The 17,499-nt window shown below is 30.9% G+C and carries 14 protein-coding genes and 1 pseudogene; 2 read left to right on the forward strand and 13 right to left on the reverse strand.

The features are described 5' to 3' along the window. Positions 1-8: 8 nt before the first annotated feature. The 9 genes from PKN74_RS00645 to PKN74_RS00685 all read right to left on the reverse strand — a co-directional run bounded on the left by PKN74_RS00645 (position 9) and on the right by PKN74_RS00685 (position 8,850). Entirely contained in the window at positions 9-1,277 is a 1,269-nt protein-coding gene (locus tag PKN74_RS00645) for a HEAT repeat domain-containing protein (RefSeq protein ID WP_472307541.1), read from the reverse strand. A 43-nt stretch (positions 1,278-1,320) separates the two neighbouring features. Then, positions 1,321-1,776, reverse strand: coding sequence for a hypothetical protein (locus PKN74_RS00650; protein ID WP_472307543.1), 456 nt, complete (start codon positions 1,774-1,776; stop codon positions 1,321-1,323). Between the two features lie 11 nt (positions 1,777-1,787). Then, positions 1,788-2,303, reverse strand: a complete 516-nt coding sequence (locus PKN74_RS00655; RefSeq protein WP_472307545.1) for a hypothetical protein — start codon at positions 2,301-2,303, stop codon at positions 1,788-1,790. A 49-nt stretch (positions 2,304-2,352) separates the two neighbouring features. Continuing rightward, positions 2,353-2,976 (reverse strand): LptA/OstA family protein, encoded by a 624-nt coding sequence (locus PKN74_RS00660; RefSeq protein WP_472307547.1) that lies wholly within the window; start codon positions 2,974-2,976, stop codon positions 2,353-2,355. After that, positions 2,973-3,743 carry a patatin-like phospholipase family protein gene (locus PKN74_RS00665; protein WP_472307549.1) on the reverse strand — a complete coding sequence of 257 codons (771 nt, stop codon included), beginning with the start codon at positions 3,741-3,743 and terminating at the stop codon, positions 2,973-2,975. The genes PKN74_RS00660 and PKN74_RS00665 overlap by 4 nt, the downstream gene beginning before the upstream one ends. Next, positions 3,740-4,558: a patatin-like phospholipase family protein gene (locus PKN74_RS00670; RefSeq protein ID WP_472307551.1), complete on the reverse strand. Its 819-nt coding sequence runs from the start codon at positions 4,556-4,558 to the stop codon at positions 3,740-3,742. The genes PKN74_RS00665 and PKN74_RS00670 overlap by 4 nt, the downstream gene beginning before the upstream one ends. A gap of 63 nt (positions 4,559-4,621) precedes the next feature. Then, positions 4,622-6,694, reverse strand: a complete 2,073-nt coding sequence (locus tag PKN74_RS00675) for a hypothetical protein (RefSeq protein WP_472307553.1) — start codon at positions 6,692-6,694, stop codon at positions 4,622-4,624. A gap of 3 nt (positions 6,695-6,697) precedes the next feature. Next, positions 6,698-8,395 carry a PEGA domain-containing protein gene (locus PKN74_RS00680; RefSeq protein WP_472307555.1) on the reverse strand — a complete coding sequence of 566 codons (1,698 nt, stop codon included), beginning with the start codon at positions 8,393-8,395 and terminating at the stop codon, positions 6,698-6,700. Between the two features lie 11 nt (positions 8,396-8,406). After that, entirely contained in the window at positions 8,407-8,850 is a 444-nt protein-coding gene (locus tag PKN74_RS00685; protein ID WP_472307557.1) for a MarR family winged helix-turn-helix transcriptional regulator, read from the reverse strand. Positions 8,851-9,204: 354 nt separating this feature from the next. On the opposite strand from PKN74_RS00685, the gene PKN74_RS00690 reads away from it, so the two are divergent. Next, entirely contained in the window at positions 9,205-10,566 is a 1,362-nt protein-coding gene (locus tag PKN74_RS00690; protein WP_472307559.1) for an MATE family efflux transporter, read from the forward strand. 56 nt (positions 10,567-10,622) lie between these two features. Here PKN74_RS00690 and PKN74_RS00695 read toward each other — a convergent pair whose 3' ends face one another. Both PKN74_RS00695 and efp read right to left on the reverse strand, forming a co-directional pair. Continuing rightward, the gene (locus tag PKN74_RS00695) at positions 10,623-13,139 is read right to left on the reverse strand and encodes an alpha-amylase family glycosyl hydrolase (RefSeq protein ID WP_472307561.1); all 2,517 of its coding nucleotides are present in this window, start codon (positions 13,137-13,139) and stop codon (positions 10,623-10,625) included. Between the two features lie 324 nt (positions 13,140-13,463). Further along, positions 13,464-14,021, reverse strand: coding sequence for an elongation factor P (gene efp / locus PKN74_RS00700; RefSeq protein WP_472307563.1), 558 nt, complete (start codon positions 14,019-14,021; stop codon positions 13,464-13,466). A gap of 563 nt (positions 14,022-14,584) precedes the next feature. On the opposite strand from efp, the gene PKN74_RS00705 reads away from it, so the two are divergent. Further along, a complete protein-coding gene (locus PKN74_RS00705; protein ID WP_472307565.1) occupies positions 14,585-14,782 on the forward strand; it encodes a cold-shock protein in 198 nt (65 codons plus the stop codon). A gap of 65 nt (positions 14,783-14,847) precedes the next feature. Here the strand turns inward: PKN74_RS00705 and deoC are convergent, their stop codons facing one another. Then, the gene (gene deoC / locus PKN74_RS00710; RefSeq protein ID WP_472307567.1) at positions 14,848-15,591 is read right to left on the reverse strand and encodes a deoxyribose-phosphate aldolase; all 744 of its coding nucleotides are present in this window, start codon (positions 15,589-15,591) and stop codon (positions 14,848-14,850) included. Positions 15,592-15,718: 127 nt separating this feature from the next. Then, positions 15,719-17,314 (reverse strand): annotated as a pseudogene (locus PKN74_RS00715) (ankyrin repeat domain-containing protein); the annotation flags it as partial. Positions 17,315-17,499 lie beyond the last annotated feature (185 nt).

Below are 17,499 nucleotides of genomic sequence, written 5' to 3' on the forward strand. Positions count from 1 at the left end.
ATAAATTATTAAATATTCACAACCATCTCCGCATTTAATCTTAAAAGTGCATTAAGTGCCGCCAATTTTAAACTACCACTTTCATACGGATCTTTGAGAATTTGATGAGGAATTTCCCAATGCTCTCTAGCCTTAAAAAATTTTAATAAATTTATAGCATTTTTCCTTATGATTACTGGATAAACCTTATTTGATGCAATTAGAGCCACATCTCCAATAAAATTATCTAATTTAAGCCTTCGAATTATTTTTAATCCTTCTCTAATTCTTTTAGATGATAAAGAACTTATAAAGTCACCTACATAATCAACTAGAGTATAATCCTGAAAATATAATAAATAATCAGCAGCTCCTATAACCAAATCATCATCAACCTCGTTTAGTAATTTTCTACAAAAATCCACGTAGCTCATATCTTCTTTTTCTGTTGCTAAATTTAAACCATACTTTACTATTCGGGCATCATCGCTTTTTATGAATGTTTCAACTAACCAGGAAGGAATTAAATCTATGCCACATACCTTTTTGGAAGTTTTTGCAGCATTTTGTAAAATTACTAGATTCGATTCCTCATGGATGATTTTTTCCATAAATTTATTTATGATTTCACAAGGAATCCCAGAAAAGAATTTAATTATTAGCGTTTTCGTATCAACATCACATTCAAAATATACTTCTCTCAAAGTGTTAAAAAACGTTATAGAATCCGAAGCTTGATAAAATCTCTTTAAAGCCATATTTTTTACACTTTTTTCTACATGTGGAGAAATCAAAGTATCCGAAATATTATCTAATGCATAAATTAATTGTTTAATCCTGATATAGGGATCGTCTTTTAATAATTCTATTAATTTATATGAATCTTCCGGATAAAATTCTAGAAAAATTATCAATAGTTGATATCTAACGTTTGGATCTGGATCTTTAGCAAATTCCAAGATATAATTTAAAGGTTCTATTCCCATTGTAATATAACTAACAATAGCTTCTTTTCGAATATTTGGAGATATATCCATTAAAGATTCTTTAACTGTTTGCTCGTCTAAAAGGCCCATTTTTTCTAAGTACCTATAAGAAGCAAGTCTCACATCTTTATCAGGGTCTTTTAGATAATTTTTAACGCTTGGGGTTTGGATTTTTTGTTTAGTTAACTCCTGAATAGCTTTAGATTTAAAAGCGGGATACGGTGAATTTAGCATCTCAAAATATATTTGAACATTTTCGGATCTAATTCTTTCTTCCAAAAGTTTGTAAGTTTCAATTATTTCGTTGGCCATAAATATTGTTTCCTCCTACTTACACAAAAAAATTAAAAAATAATCATCTTAAATCTTCGATAAATAATTTCAAAGAACATTCTTCATTCAATGCTACTCTTATGAATTTACCATCATATGAAAAAGCGGTAATTTTTTGAGAAATTAAAGTGTCTCCTATAGTATTACTTGTAACCCTATGCCTCAACAGTTTATGAGTTAGCGCATCAAAGGAGAATCCTACTCTTCCTCCTTCTAAACAGTCTCCTAAAATCTTAAGAGAAGAAAAAGCATCAGAAGTATTTGAAGTATAAGTAACGTTTTGCATTTCATTTTTTGCCACAATCATTATTTCCATAATCGCGTTTGATAAAAGATTTAAATTAACCATTTCTTCTAAAGAATCTTTTAAAACATAAAAGGTGCCAACAAATGTTGAAAAAACAATCAACATCGTTATAGAAATAAGAAACAATTCAAATACACTTTCAATAAGTAAGAATCCTTCTTTTTTCTTCATGAGATTTATAATCAAAAAGGTTCGACTAGGTAAATTGATAAGTCGATTCTTCCGTTTACTAACCTTAATTCCATCTTTAAATCATCTATAAAGTTCATTGGTTTAGGAACTAAATAACCCAATTTCAAAACAAAATAATCTAAAAATTCTTTATTTTCTTTAAATGGATATCCTACACATAATTTAGCAAAAATTCCTTTAAAATCCATATTTAAACCCCCGTAAGCATATGCCCCTCTCTCTGCTTTATCGTTCATCAATAACAAACCGGCATCTAAATAAACTTTATTATTAATTTGCCAAATTTTAGCAGATACATCTGTTATGGTAATGAGATTCAATGAATCGTTGATAGAAGGGCTTAAATCAAAACTAAAATTAAAATCTTCGGATTCTAAACCTATTCTTAATGCAAAATTAAACTCTTTGTTTTCATTTAATACAGAAAAACCTATATCGTAACTTATTTGAGAGAAGGTTAATAAACAGATAGATACCAAAATTATTAAAACAATAATTTTTTTCACAAAACTTTTTCCTCCTCAAAAATTAAGTTTTGAAACAACTAAAAAATAATTAATCTTCTACCTGAAGGATTAAATTGACTGAACGAGCTTCAATTTCGTTGGTTTTTGTATTAAAAAAAGCTGCTTGGGAATCCATATCAATTTTTTTCTTTTCATTTACTATTTTGACATTTTCAAAAAGTGATAATAGATATGCACTTTCATCGTATTTGAAATTTTTTGATTTTATCAAATAATCATCTTTAGTAATCAAGACATTGTCGGGGGAAGAACCTTCATATAATTTTTTACTGTTATCTATTGATAGCTCTTCACAAATTATTTTAATCAGCGACTCTTCAAGAAAAATGTTACTTTCAACATTTCCACTTAAAGTACCTTTTTCAGTTTGAAGATCAAAGTCTAGATGATTTGAATTGGCCTCAAAAGTCTTGCTCTTAATGTGAACTTTATTAGTCTTAACTTCTCTCCATTCATCGTTGACTAAAGTAATGGTTGCATAGTCAGTCGTTATGATCAGATCTTCTTTTTGAATAAGAACATTTCCCGTTAATATATACTGTTTTTCTTCTCCTTTTACATTATCGGCCTTGACATTTATGGTTGCCGAAAAAGAAAAGGTAGTTACAAAAACGAAAAGGAAGACTAATACATAATCTAAAGTTTTTTTCATACACTCATCCACCACTCTTTTACTTGATTTTGTCCATCGAAAAAAACAGCCATGTCAAAATACGAAGTAGGTGCTTTCTTGGGTTCTATTTTTGTGAAATTTTCAGTCAATATTTGATAGTTCTTCAAACTCCTAGAATAAGACACTTTTAAAAGTATTTCTACAGTATTTTTGGGAAACGGGTATTCTAAAGCTGCGTCAAAGGAAATAATTATAGAATTGTCTGGAAAATTTTGTGGAATAAGAGACAGAAAAGAAGAGGGTATAAAACACCCATTACTATACTCATAATAAGGATAATAAGGAGGAAAAGCTAATTCCATCATTAACATATCAACTATAGAAGTCTTTTTATCCAAGTTAATTATTTTTTTGCTCTTTAATTCAAAAACTTCAAAGTTTATCTCTTCAGTTAAGGATTCTAACGTATCTTTACCAAAATAACTTTTTAAAAATGCCTTTAAAGCTTCAGGATCATATAACGACATCTTACCTCTGCCCAATCTTATCAAAGCTGTAGTTTGAGCATAAAGATTATTATATAACTCAAATGAATTAATAATGTCTTTAATTGGATTATTTTTTTTGTTGATGAAATCTTTGAGACGTCCAAAAAAATTGACTCCATACATTGAGTAAAATAGCCCCCTCAAACTTCCAACACTTGATGTGTATAACGTTAAGTTTTCTTCTTGTTTTGCTAAAAATTCTAACGCCCCAGATTCCCAATAGAATCCCTCAAAAAAACCACCCATTACTAGATTCAAAGTTTTATCCCTTCCCTTTCAAATTGTTCAATTATAAAACGTTTAGACTGTTCATACATTTCATTAAAAGATGAAAAATCCATCCAAGAATACGTTAAGGGATATTTATACACTTCATCAGCATTTTTTAGCTCATAATTTATCATCAATTCATTTTTATTTTCATCAATTGAAATTAAAAATTCTAAACCATTATTGAATTCGACACTATTTTCACTTTGGTAGGAAAGATCACTAGCTATTACATAATCCGCTCCCAGTTTTTTCGCAAAATTTACTGGAACGGGGTTTAACACTCCCCCATCCAAATGCTGCATACCTCCAAGCCTTAAAGGGGGGAAAACTCCTGGAACATTAGAAGAAGCCATTACCGCATCAATTATATATCCTTCAGTAATTTCAATTTCTTCTCCGCTTTCTAAATCATAAGAAACTATTCCTAGCTCAATTTTACAATCAGAAAATTTTTTTCTTCCATAAAGTTCCTTGTAAATTTCATAAACAAAATCATTTAGTAGAAAGCTTTTTCCGGCAATCATTTTGGGGAAATTGGCAATTTTTTTATTTAGCATCTTAAAATTAGAATTAATTTTATCAATATGTTTATTTATAGTCTTATCAAAAACTTTTGCCAAATTAACCTTTGGATAAAGTGCATAAAAAGCTCCTACTATCGCCCCTGCACTTGAACCAGTAACAACTTCTACTTTGATATTTCGTTGTTTTAAAATTTCTATAAGCGCTACATGTGCTGCTCCTCTAGCTCCTCCACTTCCTAGTGCAAGCCCATATATTTTTATTCCCTTTTCTCTCACTTTCTATACCTCAACTTTCTTTAACTAGAAATTGGGTTGTTCTTAACTCGTTAATAAGAAAAATCAATTTCCTGAAGATAAAACAAACCAGGTTATTAAAGATCCAATAGCTACACCTAACAAACTAGTAATGAAAATAGAAGTAAAATTCTTTTTTTCTTTTTGTTCTACCTTCTTTTCTAATTCTTCAACCCTTTTAGCCGTTTCCCGCGTATCAAAAGACACTTGTGACATATTTTCATCATAAAAAATCATTGTCTTTTCAATTTGTAAAGTCCTTGATTCTAAATTATTTATTTTTTTCTCGAGGTCTTCTATATTTTTCCCCAGTATAATTATTTCAGAAAACATTTCATTATAAAGTTCTGCTTTTAAATCATCCTTCAGCAATTTGGGATCAAAATAATACTCCGCTTCGATTTTTAAACTATAATATTTGTCTAGTAATTCATTGTAAGCGTTTTTCAACTCTTTTATCTCCGAAGAACTTACTTGAAAATCTCCAAGGGCCTTCTCGATAGTTGATAGTCTATTTTCAAGTTCCACTATTTCATTACTCATATTATAATTATTTCTGTTAAGTACTTCCAAATTTGATTCAATGCTATATAATTTTTGAGAAATTGTGGCCATATTTTTTAAAGTATCCAATGAATCTTGACTTATATCTGTCAGAGTTGCTATTGCTTTAATTTGTGAATCTAAAACTTCTAATTTTTGTTTAATATCTTCTACCTCAGATGAATTCATTTCTAAAATCCTGTTTAATTCTAAATAATTTTTTTGTAAATCTTCAAAGGTAACTGCATAATAAGTTAACCTGCTAACTTGATCATAATAGACTCCAAATGTTCTTTCTAAACTCGCTACTCTTTCTTGAAGATTTTTAATATCGCTTGCACAATCCACAAAATCTAGCGTTTGTGTTGAATATTGAGATAGGTTAGATATTTCATAAATTACGTTATCAAGCTTTTTATTTTGATTAATTATTTGTTCTACTAAATTCTCATACTTTTTTTGCATCTCCGCTATTTTATTATCGTACAATGCTTGCCTAGCTTCAAAAGTTTCTATATGAGACTTATTCATATAAACTTGATCAGAGAGAAGCGAGAGCTCAGAAGAAATATCGTCGGTACGAATTTTTAAAGATTCAATATCCGTTCGCAGATTTAACAACTCATATTCATCTACTTTTTTTAGAGATATAGATTCAGTAGAAAGATTCATCAAAATATAGTTAATCTTTGCCTCATTCTCTTTAACCTTATTGCTTAGTTCATATAAATTGTTATCGTAGGGAGTCATGCCTACTTCTAATTCCGATATTCTTGCTTCTAATGAAGTTAAAGTACTTTCTAATGAGCTCTCTAACAAAGCTGTTTCATATTTAGCGATACTCCTTATACTCGTTTTTAAAGCATCGATTTCTTTATCAATTGTCATATCAATATAATTTTTAAGCTCCTGCTGAGTATCTTTAGGAATTGTAAATATCAAACTACTTAAACTTTCAAGCGATTTATCATATTTTTCATTAAGTTGTTTAATCTCAATTTCAAATTTATTTAATCGATCTTCGAAAAAAGAAAGAGATTCTAAAGCTTCATTGGCGATATTTTTAATTTCTTCTTCTGCAACTTTTTGTGCCACCTCTTTAGAAGATTGTGTAATATTTTCGAAAATAATATTTTCTTCGCCGAGAGGATGACCAGGTTGAATAACTTTTAATATATCTGAAACGCTCTGTTCTAACTGAACAACACTTGAATTTACGTAAGATAATCGATCTTCATATGCAAAAAGAGTATTTTCTATGTTATTCAATCTAACATTTAAATTTTGATTTTCTATTGTCAAAAGTCTTTTACTCATTTCATTTAGTGGCGCATAATAATTTCTTTCAAAATAGTCAAGCATATTTGAACCAAATTCGGCTAAATCATATCTTAAAACTTCTTGAGAACCTCGAAATCTTCCTTGATTATCTAAAGACATTATTCCAGTTTCTACCATCTTTATAACTTGTGAATAAAGAGGAGAAGAAGAAGGAAGATCTACAATATTTATCTGAGAGAAAAGGCTCATAGAAAGAAGCGAAAAAAGTATAAAAAGATATATTTTTCTTTGCATATATTATACCCCCATTAAAAGCTTGTCTAAATCGACATGTTGAGGTTCGTAAATAAAAAGGACTATCGAAGTCATTCCGTCGGAAAAAACATTAGGACCAGATTTTAAATAAAGTAGTTGAGAATTTGCAAAATATTCTTGAGAATTGATGATAAATTTTCCTCCACTACAAACTATATTTACAGGAATTTTTATATCAAAATCAAAATTGGCAAATATCTTTTCCCCTTCGCTTATAACAACCTTCTGAGATTTTACTTCATTTAGGTATCTTACTTCAACCTCATGAACTCCAGGTTTCAGAGGATAGGCAAATAATTTGTCATTTGGAACAAACTTATTATCTATGTAAACTAACGGATTTTTTACATTTGTAGTTACAAAAAGAACTCCAAAATCCTTATCAACAAAGATATCCTGACTATTTGAAGGTTCGACGAACACCGATAATGTTTTACTTATCGTCCTTACATTCACAAATTGTCCACCATCTATGGTATGAAATACAAAAAAAGCTGGAATATTTTGTGTTTTACCTAAAAAACTTGCTACCTTTTCATTAATACTGTAAACATTTACCGAACTTATTCTTTGCAAATCTAAATATCTTTCAGATTCTAAAAAATTCCTATCCATCAAAAACTCTATTTTACCGTTTTTAGAAGAAAGCTTCACAAAATGTTTACTATCATCCATTAAAAAAATGTGATTTATATTTTTTCCTAAGTACCTTCCATCAATATTAAATTCAAAATCATGTGAATTCAATAAACTAATCAACTTTTTTGTTTCTTTTAATTCTATGAAATACTTATTGACACCTTGTTCTGAAAGTTCTATTTTCATTTCTTTTGATTCATAACCTAACTTTGAAACCGTCAACGTATAATATCCTGGTTCAAAAATGCCGTAAAAAGGCGTAGTTCCTGCATATTTGTCGTTTAAAAAAACACCAGCATCTTTTGGATAACTATCAACGAAAATATCTACACCTTTTTTAAGTTCTACAATAATTTTATCATTTACCGGTATATTTTCCAAAGACTTTTCAACATAACCTTCTTTTTTCAAAATTATCTTGTTTAAGCTATCCTTTTTTATCTTTAAAGGAGTAACTCCTACTTTTACATTTTCTATAAAAACCTCTGCGCCTTCTGGAAACGAATTTAAAATCACTTCATCCAATCCGACTAAGTCAACATTTAGTTCTTCCTTGCTGAAAGGTTTCATATCTAACATAACAACCTTTTCATGATAGCCTTCACTTCTTAATAGAATTTGTTTTACGGTATAAGGTAATTCGATCTCTTTGCACTTTTCAATTTTTAAAATTTCTATCTTGCCGTTATACTCGAACTCTAAAAAAAGGTCATTTAAATCTGACTTTACAACTAACTTAGATAAAGGTACCTGCTCAGCAACGACAGACGCTTCAATTCCAATAAACGATATATCACTGGAAAAATCGGTATAACCACTTTTCAGAATCTTTAAAGTCCCTTGCGAACTTTCATAAACCTCAAACCTTGTTGGTACATCTTTTACAACTCCAAGAAGCTTACCATTAAAATAAACAGCGCTCCCTGGTAAAGCTTCCACATTTATTATATATGAGAATCCACTACTCCAGAAAAAAAACATTAAAAAAACAAGCAGCGGCATTATAAATAATAGATGAATACCATCACTTTTTACAGTCATTTAAAAGCCTCCTAATCTAACTTACTCTCATTCATTATTTTATTTATCTCATTTAATATTTCTATAGTCTTATCTTTATTTCCCAATTTATTGTAAACATTTTCCATTAACTTAACTCTATTTTCAATAACTTCATCTATCAAATCTTTCCCTTTTTGAGTAATATCAACCATATAAACTCTTCTATCTTCAGGAGACTTTTCTTTCTGCAAATATCCCATCATTTCCAGTCTGCTTACAAGCCCTGTCGTTGTACTTTTAGTTATACCCAGTCTTTTGCTTATATCACTAAGTTTTTTTGGACCTCTGAAATAAACAATCTGTAAAACATCGAACTGGGCAGGGGAGATATCAAAATCTTTTAAAACTTTTCTACCTTCGCTTTTGATTTTAGAACATATTTCTCTAATTAATTTTTCCATTTGAGCAGCTTGACATGAAAGATTATTCTTCATCTAAACTTCCTCCTTTATAAAAATTTTGGATAAAAACTTCATAAATTCTAAAGCTGCATTTTATGATATATATTATGTATTATGTACAATTTATTGAATAATAATGCCTATTGTCCTTGAAAAACAAAACAACGCGATTTACAAGTTGTGAACTCTTTTTGAAAAACCACTTGAAACTTAAATGGCACTAAAAAATTAATTACATTTTTCTAATTTAATAGTATATCATATATTAAATATTATTAAATTAAAATCTTTTCAACATTTGTTTTATAAAGATTTGGTACAATTATTGTTAGCTTAACTAAATATAATAAGAAATTCATATTGTTCCAATAACAGATGGAGGAAATTATGGAAAGAGATTTAACTCAAGGTCCCCTTTTAAAGCAAATTTTATCTATGTCCATTCCAACAATGTTAGGATACGCTGCTCAAATGGTTTATGATTTGGTAGATATTTACTGGATAGGAATGATTTCAAGTGAAGCTGTAGCTGGAGTCACTCTTTTTTCAACCATATTTTGGATCGTAAGTGCTTTAAATGAAATAATCGGTTCTAGTTCAGTATCATTAATCTCTCAAGCTTATGGTCAAAAAGATTATGAACAAACTAAAATTGCAATAGAACAGACAATTAGTTTCAAATTTCTAATGGCTACAATTGCCGCTATTTTAATTGCGATCTTTTTAAAACCTTTAATGTTATTGTTTTCCGATGAAAATGTTGTAAAACACGGTTTAGACTATGGTTATATTAGATTATTTTTCTTACCAATTATGTTTTCGTCATATTCAGTTAACACCGCCTTCAGATGTCTGGGTGAATCAAAAATACCTATGAATATTATGATTCTAGTGAGCTTCCTAAATGTCTTTTTGGATGCAGTTTTTATGTTCGAAACAATACCTTATACTAATTTAAAAGGACTAAATTTAGGTGTATTTGGTGCAGGACTTGCAACTGTTGTTTCCCAGACTATATCTTTTTTGATCGGATTTATAATTCTTTTTACAAGAACACACGAAGTAAAACCATCTATAAAAGGTTTGTTTAAACTTAATCCTAAAATTGATAAAAAATTATTAACAATTGGCTTACCTAACGGAATAGAAATCTTCTTTAGAAACCTATCAAATATGGTTGTATTGGGATTTGTTTCAATGTTTGGTACAGCAGCAATTGCAGCTAATGGAATAGCTGGAAGACTATTCGGATTTGCTTTTGTTCCTTTATCAGGCCTCGTTTCAGGAGCGTCATCCGTTGTTGGACAATGTTTGGGTGCAGAAAATTTAAAAAGGGCTGAAAAAGCCTCTCGTTTAGCTGCTATAGTTGCTACCCTCATTATGATTATAGCTATTTTTCTAGCCTTTATTTTCGGAGAACAAGTCATGAAAGTTTTCACAAATGATCACGAAGTTATAAAGCTAGGAACAGATTTTTTAAAATTTGGATCTCTAGGGCTAGTGGCATTAGGATTTGGTATGGGGCTCGCAAGCGTCTTTTCTGCTTCAGGTTACAATTTTCCTTTTTTGGTATCAAGTTTAGTTTCAAGATGGGGTGTCCAATTTGTAATATTAGTTATTGCAATTCAATTCCTTAATTTATCTATAAGATGGGTTTGGCTTTCATATATGTTTGGAGATATTGCCGAATCAGTTGTATTTCTTTTCTTTTATCTACGTGGTGATTGGAAAAAAAAGAGAGCTTGGTAATTTTATTTCAGCTATAATTTACAAAAGGCCCCGGAATCCAGGGCCTTTCACTTTGGTTAATCAACAGTTATGAATAGATCATCCATTATTTTTGGATCATTCGGTTTTCCTCCACCAAAAGCCCACTGTCCACCTTCTGGTGTCAAAGGCCTTAAAACACCTTCAATCCCATCATAATCATAAGTAGTTATGAAAACATTCCAACCGGATAAATCATTAGTATCAAGAACAGATAATGGTATTAAGAAAGTAATTGTATTCTCTTGCTTGTTTACTTGAACTCCTGGAGAAGGAGTTATAGGATCTCCAAAACTTTCTGCCGATGAATTATTAGAACTGTATAAATAAATACCCCAGCCCGTTGCCCACATTCCATAATCCCAATCATATCCCTCAGGCATAGTCGCGTTTTGAAAAGGTAACTCGATAGCTCCTACTTTGTTTGGATTGTCAAAGAAAATCTGGAAAGTCACGTGATCAAAGCCGTTTGCAGGGGTCCATATATCTGTAATTGTATCCATTGTAATTATCATTCTTAACATAGTTCCAATTTGTACCAATTCAACTTTTCTAATGTCCATTTGACTATTAAAAGTAGAATCCTGGGGATAAAAATAGGTGCCATAAGGTCCTTTATCATCCCCTTTTGGATCTTCAACAACTTTCAAAGAAATCAGAGGAATATCAAAGTTTACTGTATATTCATTAGAATATTCGACAATCATTGGGGTTTTTCCATAAGCCTTCGCAAAAATCCTATGAGGACCTGGGGTAAAATCAGAAATATTTATGGTGACTTCCCATGGTTCATCGATTCCTTGGGTCAAATCAACTTTTGCGTACTCTTTTTCTTCACCATCTACTATAATTCTGACTGATTTAGCTTTAGATGCTGTCCCGGTTAACACAAAATTATCCGTAAATGTTTGATTATCTACCAAATTATTTATTTCCACAGAAATTCCACTCTCTACGACCTCTTCTTTTTGATCTGTAACTTCAAATATTCCAAAAGATTTGGCGTTCAATAGAATATTATAAGGATGAGAATATATTATTTCTTTATTTACCATGTTATTTACTAGCAAAGGTTTTAAAACAGTACCATTTTCTAGGTCTAAGTTGATTCTTGTTGCATGTTTTTTATTTGAAGATGTATTCATCATAACAACATATATTTTAGAATCATCATATATCTTATAAACAAAAGGTCCTGGTCCCAAGTTATCCGAGAACAAAACCTCTACTTTACCTTGTTTAAAGGTCGGAGTATTTTTCCTCAAAGACGCTAATTCCCTTATAAACTGAAAAGTAGGGGTCGTTGTATCGTAGTGATCTTTATCATCTGAAGCAAAACCATCTGCAAACATGGTAGCTCTTGTTTCAACAAAATTCTGTTCAGTTCCATAATAAATTGTTGGAATTCCAGGAATGGTAAATATTAAAGCTAAAGCTTGCTTAAGACTATTAATATCTGAAGCTTTTAAAAATCTATCCATATCATGATTATCAACAAAAGTTACCATTCTTGCGGGATTGGTGTACATTATCTCTCTTTGTTCAAGGCGATATTGAAGATAAGAAGTTGGTTTACCTTCTTTAAATACCCTCTTTATATCTGTTTGAAGCGGGAAGTCGAGCATTGAGTTAAATCCTAAGTTAAAAAATACGTTGATTTCCTTTTCAGCGTTGTTCGAAAAAGGTGAAGGAGTAATCCACGCTTCTCCATAAACCAAAAAATCGTTTTTTCCTAATTTTAGAGCAGCATCAAAAATACCATTTTCTCCATATAAAAACTCTGGCCAAAACTCTGGTTCCACATAAATTGCAGTGTCTATTCTAAACCCGTCTACATCGGCTTCTTCTACCCAAAATATGTATGAATCTTTCAAAGCTTCAATAACCAAAGGATTTTCAGTATTCAAGTCATCAAGATCGGAAAATTCCGTATTATATCGATTTGGCTCTTTTATCTCCGAAGGCCAATGATAAACGTTTAGTTTCCTTTGTTCGGGGTCATTGTAATCATTCATATTAAAAGGATATTGAGTAGGTTTATTGGTTGGAACACTCATATTATTTAAGGAATAATTCCCGTTTCTGTAAATAATAAAATTACCCGTGTGATTTGTGACAACATCTTGTATAACGTAAATCCCTCTCTTGTGAGCTTCTTCAACGAATTTTTTGTATAATTCTACATTTCCAAAATGTTCATCAACTTTTTTAAAGTCTCTTGCCCAATAACCATGGTAACCTCCATAATCCACTGTTCCATCCCACCATTGATTCGCAACTGGTGGGGTTACCCAAATTGCTGTTACTCCTAACTCCTCAATATAATCCAACTGATCAATTAATCCTTGTATATCACCGCCGTTGTATTTCGAATTAACAAAACCACTATCAATTCCTGACTCAGTAAGTACATCGTTTGAAGTATCACCATTTGCAAATCTGTCTATCATTATAAAATAGATGATTTGGTCTTCCCATATGGGAGATGTAGTTGAGGAAAATCCAACTAAAGCAATAACGATGGACCATAACATAACAACCCAAAATCTTTTCATTTTTTCTCCTCCTAATCATATGTATTTTGAAACTTTAAAATTCGGGTACACCTATTGTGCACTGAATATACAATTTGTGCTTTAAATAAATTAAAATCATCTTTTTCAAAACTCTCAATAGATTCAAAATTCTTTCTGCAACTCTATTTAAATTAAAACTAACTATGCTATGTTCTCCTTATTTAATAATAGTGGTAACCTTTCCAATATTATAACATTTATCAATTATTTTTAAAACTTATTTGAAAAAACAAAAATAAAAGCAAAAAATAAAAGGCTTTTTGTTTTAAGCCTTTTATTTTTTCAGTATGCATTTTGTGAATTTCATGCCCTTTCTATATACTCTCCGGTTCTAGTATCAACTTTAATCTTTTCTCCACGCTCAATAAAAAAAGGGACTGTGGTTTTAAGACCCGTTTCGAGTATAGCTGGTTTGCCCCCACCAGAAACGGTATTCCCTTTAAAATTTGGTTCTGTTTCTACTACAGTTAATTCTACAACGACTGGCAGTTCTACAGAAATTGGAGTTCCTTCATGAAACACCAAATCAACTATGATGTTCTCGATAAGATAATATTTTACATCCTCAATTTCTTCTCTAGGTAGAGCAAACTGTTCATAATCATCTAAAGTCATAAAATAATAATGATCACCGTCATTGTATAGATACTGAGCCTTCCGAAAAGAAATATCGGCTTCTTCTACTTTTTCTCCACTTGGAAAAGTAACCTCTTTTATTAGACCTGTCTTCACATTCTTTAATCGAGTTCTTATAAGGCCGCTGCCTCTTCCCATGAAATGTTTATTAGCCTCTACTACCTTATAAATTTCACCTTGATAGAGTATGTAATTGCCTCTTCTTATATCTCCTACATCTAACATTTATGTTCCTCCTTTTATCCTTTTCAATATCATCTTTAGGAATTCTAAAAGCTTACTTTTATTGAAGTTTTAAATTTAAATTTATTTATAAAATACCTACACAATTCTAATCTTGATCAATAGTCCATTTTTTAACTTCTTCTTTATTTTGACTAGAGAAGAGGGAGAGACTCCTCCCTAAACCCACTTTAAATTCAAAACATTATTTTTCAAAAATTATTAATTTCTAAAACGCATATCTTTTTCAAAAAATAATTTCTAGATATTAATAAAAATTTCAATAAGATAATTTCGAGATAAAAATTTCTACTCTCCATTTTTTAAAGATATTAATTTATATGTTTAATCAAATTTATCAACTTCTTATTAAAAATTGATAACGTTAGTCTACCTTTTGTTTAAGGTTATGTTCTATGTATATTATACCATCAATTTCAACAAATCAACATAATTAAGTTACATAAAATTTACTTGCATTTGCCCGATTTCTGTATTATAATCATGCTAGGAACACAAACCGAATGTCACAATGGGTGGCTCGGTAGAAATTTGGAGGATACAAAGTGAAAGGTAAAGTTAAGTGGTTTGATTCCAAAAAGGGTTATGGTTTTATCACAGGTGAAGATGGGAATGACGTATTTGTGCATTTCTCTGCTATTCAAATGGATGGCTACAAAAAGCTAGAAGAAGATCAAGACGTCGAATTTGAAGTTGTAAAAGGTGATAAAGGTCCACAAGCTTCTAGAGTAATACCCTTATAATATCAACCATAATCTGAAAAAACCTAAATAAAAGGCAAAAGGGAGCATAAAATTGCTCCCTTTTTTTATTCTTTCACTATACTAATACCCGAACTTGTGCCTATTCTATCAGCTCCAGCATTAATCATTTTTATGGCAGTCTCTAAATCTCTAATCCCTCCAGAAGCTTTAACTTTTATATTTGGACCGGCAACGAATTTCATTAAAGCGACATCCTCTTCTTTTGCCCCATCTGTTCCAAACCCAGTAGAGGTTTTTACAAAGTCCACACCTGCTAACCTAGAAATTACTACGCTAGCTATTTTTTCTTCTTTTGTGAGGTAACAGGTTTCAATTATTACCTTTAATAATTTTTTCGATTTATGCGTTAAGTCAGCAATAGATGAAATTTCTTTGTACACATAATCAAATTCACTTGCTTTTAATCTTCCGATGTTCAAAACCATGTCTAGTTCGTCAGCTCCATTCTCGAGAGCATTCTGAGCTTCAAACATTTTTGTTTCAATGGTATTAGCTCCAAGCGGAAAACCTATTACGGTGCCTATTTTAACCTTTGTTCCCTTTAGTTTATCTTTAGCAAGAGATACATAAGTTGGATTAACACAAACTGCGTAAAATTCATTTTCCACAGCTTCGGCACATATTTTTTCTATTTCTTTAGGTGTGGCATAAGCTTTCAATAACGTATGGTCTATGTACTTTGCAAGTTCTTTTGGAAGTAAAGATAAACTTCGAGGTTTAAAAACGAAAGATTCGTTAACTTTTTGTATCTCACTTTCTATCAAGTTTTTCAATTTTTGCACTTCCATATTTCTTACTCCTTTCCTAGATAATTATTAATTCTATAGAAAAAAACATGCATTGATATTTAAGTATTTTAAAAAATATTTTCTAACTTTTTGTACTAAATTTTATATTTATTTTAATGTCGACACCCTACCACCTTTTTGTTATAAGATATTCTTTAATCTCTTTTTTAGTTGCTACATCAAATGGAGTTCGCCCCTCTTCATTTTTAGCATCAACTTTCGCACCTCTTTCAACCAAATACTCAACCACATCAAGATGACCGCTCGCGGAAGCCTTGTGTAACGATGTCCATCCCTCTCCACCTTTTGCGTTTACTTGTGCACCTTCTTCAACGAGATACTTAACTATATCAAGATAGCCATTCTGAGAAGCTATATGTAATGATGTCCATCCATCTTTTTCTTTTGCGTTAACGTCAGCTCCTTTTTCAACGAGATACTTTACTACATTCAGACAACCATTTTGAGAAGCTATATGCAACGACGTCATTCCTTCTTTATCTTTAGCATTGACATCAGCTCCTTTTTCAACGAGATACTTTACTACAGCAAGGCGACAATTCCAAGAAGCTATGTACAAGGATGTCTCTCCTTCTTTATTTTTAGCGTTAACGTCTGTGCCTTTTTCAACTAGATATCTTACTACATCAAGATGTCCCTTCCAAGAAACCATGTGTAATGGTGTCCAATCATTTATGTTTTTTACGTTAACGTCTATTCCTTTTTCAATCAGATACTTAACTACATCAAGATTACCATATAAAGAAGCTATATGAAGCAAAGACACTCCATCTTTATCTTTTGCATTGACATCAGCTCCTTTTTCAATTAAATACTTAACTATATCGATATGATCTAAAGCAGAAGCTATATGTAATGGTGTCCATCCATCTTCATTTTTTGCGTTAAGGTCTGCACCTTTTTCAACGAGATACTTAACTACATCAAGATGATCTCTCCAAGAAGCTATATGTAATGCTGTCCATCCATCTTTATCCCTAGCATTGATGTCTGCGCCTTTTTCAACAAGACACTTTACTACATCAATATGACCCTTCTCGGAAACTAAATGTAATGACGTCCATCCATTAACAACACCCTCTTTAGAAACTTTAGCATTAATGTCGGCTCCTTTTTCAATTAAATACTTAACTATATCGATATGATATAAAGCAGAAGCTATATGTAACGGTGTCCATTCGTCTTTGTCTTTCGAGTTAACATCAACTCCTTTTTCAATCAGATATTTAACTACATCAAGATGACCATTCTGAGAGGCTATATGTAAAGACGTCCATCCATCTTTTTCTTTAGCGTTAACGTCGGCTCCTTTTTCAATCAGATACTTAACTACATCAAGATGACCATTCTGAGAGGCTATGTACAAAGCAGTCACTCCACTTTTAAATTTAGAATTAACCTCGGCTCCTTTTTCAATTAAATACTTAACTAAATCGAGATTACCCATTGCAGAAGCTAAATGCAGTGGTGTCACTCCCTCTTGAAATTTAGCATCAACGTCTGCTCCTTTTTCAATCAGATACTTAACTACATCAAGATGACCACTTGCAGTAGCTAGATGCAATGCTGTCGCCCCATCTTTATCTTTAGCGTTAACATCCACTCCTTTTTCAATTAGATACTCAACTAAATCGAGATTCCCATTCAAAGAAACATCATGCAATGAAAGTTTATCAAAATTGTTGTTCAAAATCGCATCAACCCCTTTATTTAAACTAGAAAATTTCCATACCTCGAAACAATTATTAGATTTTTACACTGAAATCGATACTGTATAGTATCTCATTTTTAATAATCAATTATTGTTTTATATATCTAAAAATAACTTCTTTTACTTAACAATTATATACTACTTTAGCTCGAAGAAGCAAAAGTAATATTGGAAAT

The organism is Defluviitoga sp., assembly GCF_035349255.1.
GTDB lineage: Bacteria > Thermotogota > Thermotogae > Petrotogales > Petrotogaceae > Defluviitoga.

Coding starts and splice junctions, on each gene's coding strand:
- PKN74_RS00685 (WP_472307557.1), bottom strand. CDS start 8,850: ATGAAGAATAATCTTTCATGTCAAGCTGCTCAAATGGAAAAATTAATT.
- PKN74_RS00645 (WP_472307541.1), bottom strand. CDS start 1,277: ATGGCCAACGAAATAATTGAAACTTACAAACTTTTGGAAGAAAGAATT.
- PKN74_RS00680 (WP_472307555.1), bottom strand. CDS start 8,395: ATGACTGTAAAAAGTGATGGTATTCATCTATTATTTATAATGCCGCTG.
- PKN74_RS00695 (WP_472307561.1), bottom strand. CDS start 13,139: ATGAAAAGATTTTGGGTTGTTATGTTATGGTCCATCGTTATTGCTTTA.
- PKN74_RS00650 (WP_472307543.1), bottom strand. CDS start 1,776: ATGAAGAAAAAAGAAGGATTCTTACTTATTGAAAGTGTATTTGAATTG.
- PKN74_RS00675 (WP_472307553.1), bottom strand. CDS start 6,694: ATGCAAAGAAAAATATATCTTTTTATACTTTTTTCGCTTCTTTCTATG.
- PKN74_RS00660 (WP_472307547.1), bottom strand. CDS start 2,976: ATGAAAAAAACTTTAGATTATGTATTAGTCTTCCTTTTCGTTTTTGTA.
- PKN74_RS00690 (WP_472307559.1), top strand. CDS start 9,205: ATGGAAAGAGATTTAACTCAAGGTCCCCTTTTAAAGCAAATTTTATCT.
- efp (WP_472307563.1), bottom strand. CDS start 14,021: ATGTTAGATGTAGGAGATATAAGAAGAGGCAATTACATACTCTATCAA.
- deoC (WP_472307567.1), bottom strand. CDS start 15,591: ATGGAAGTGCAAAAATTGAAAAACTTGATAGAAAGTGAGATACAAAAA.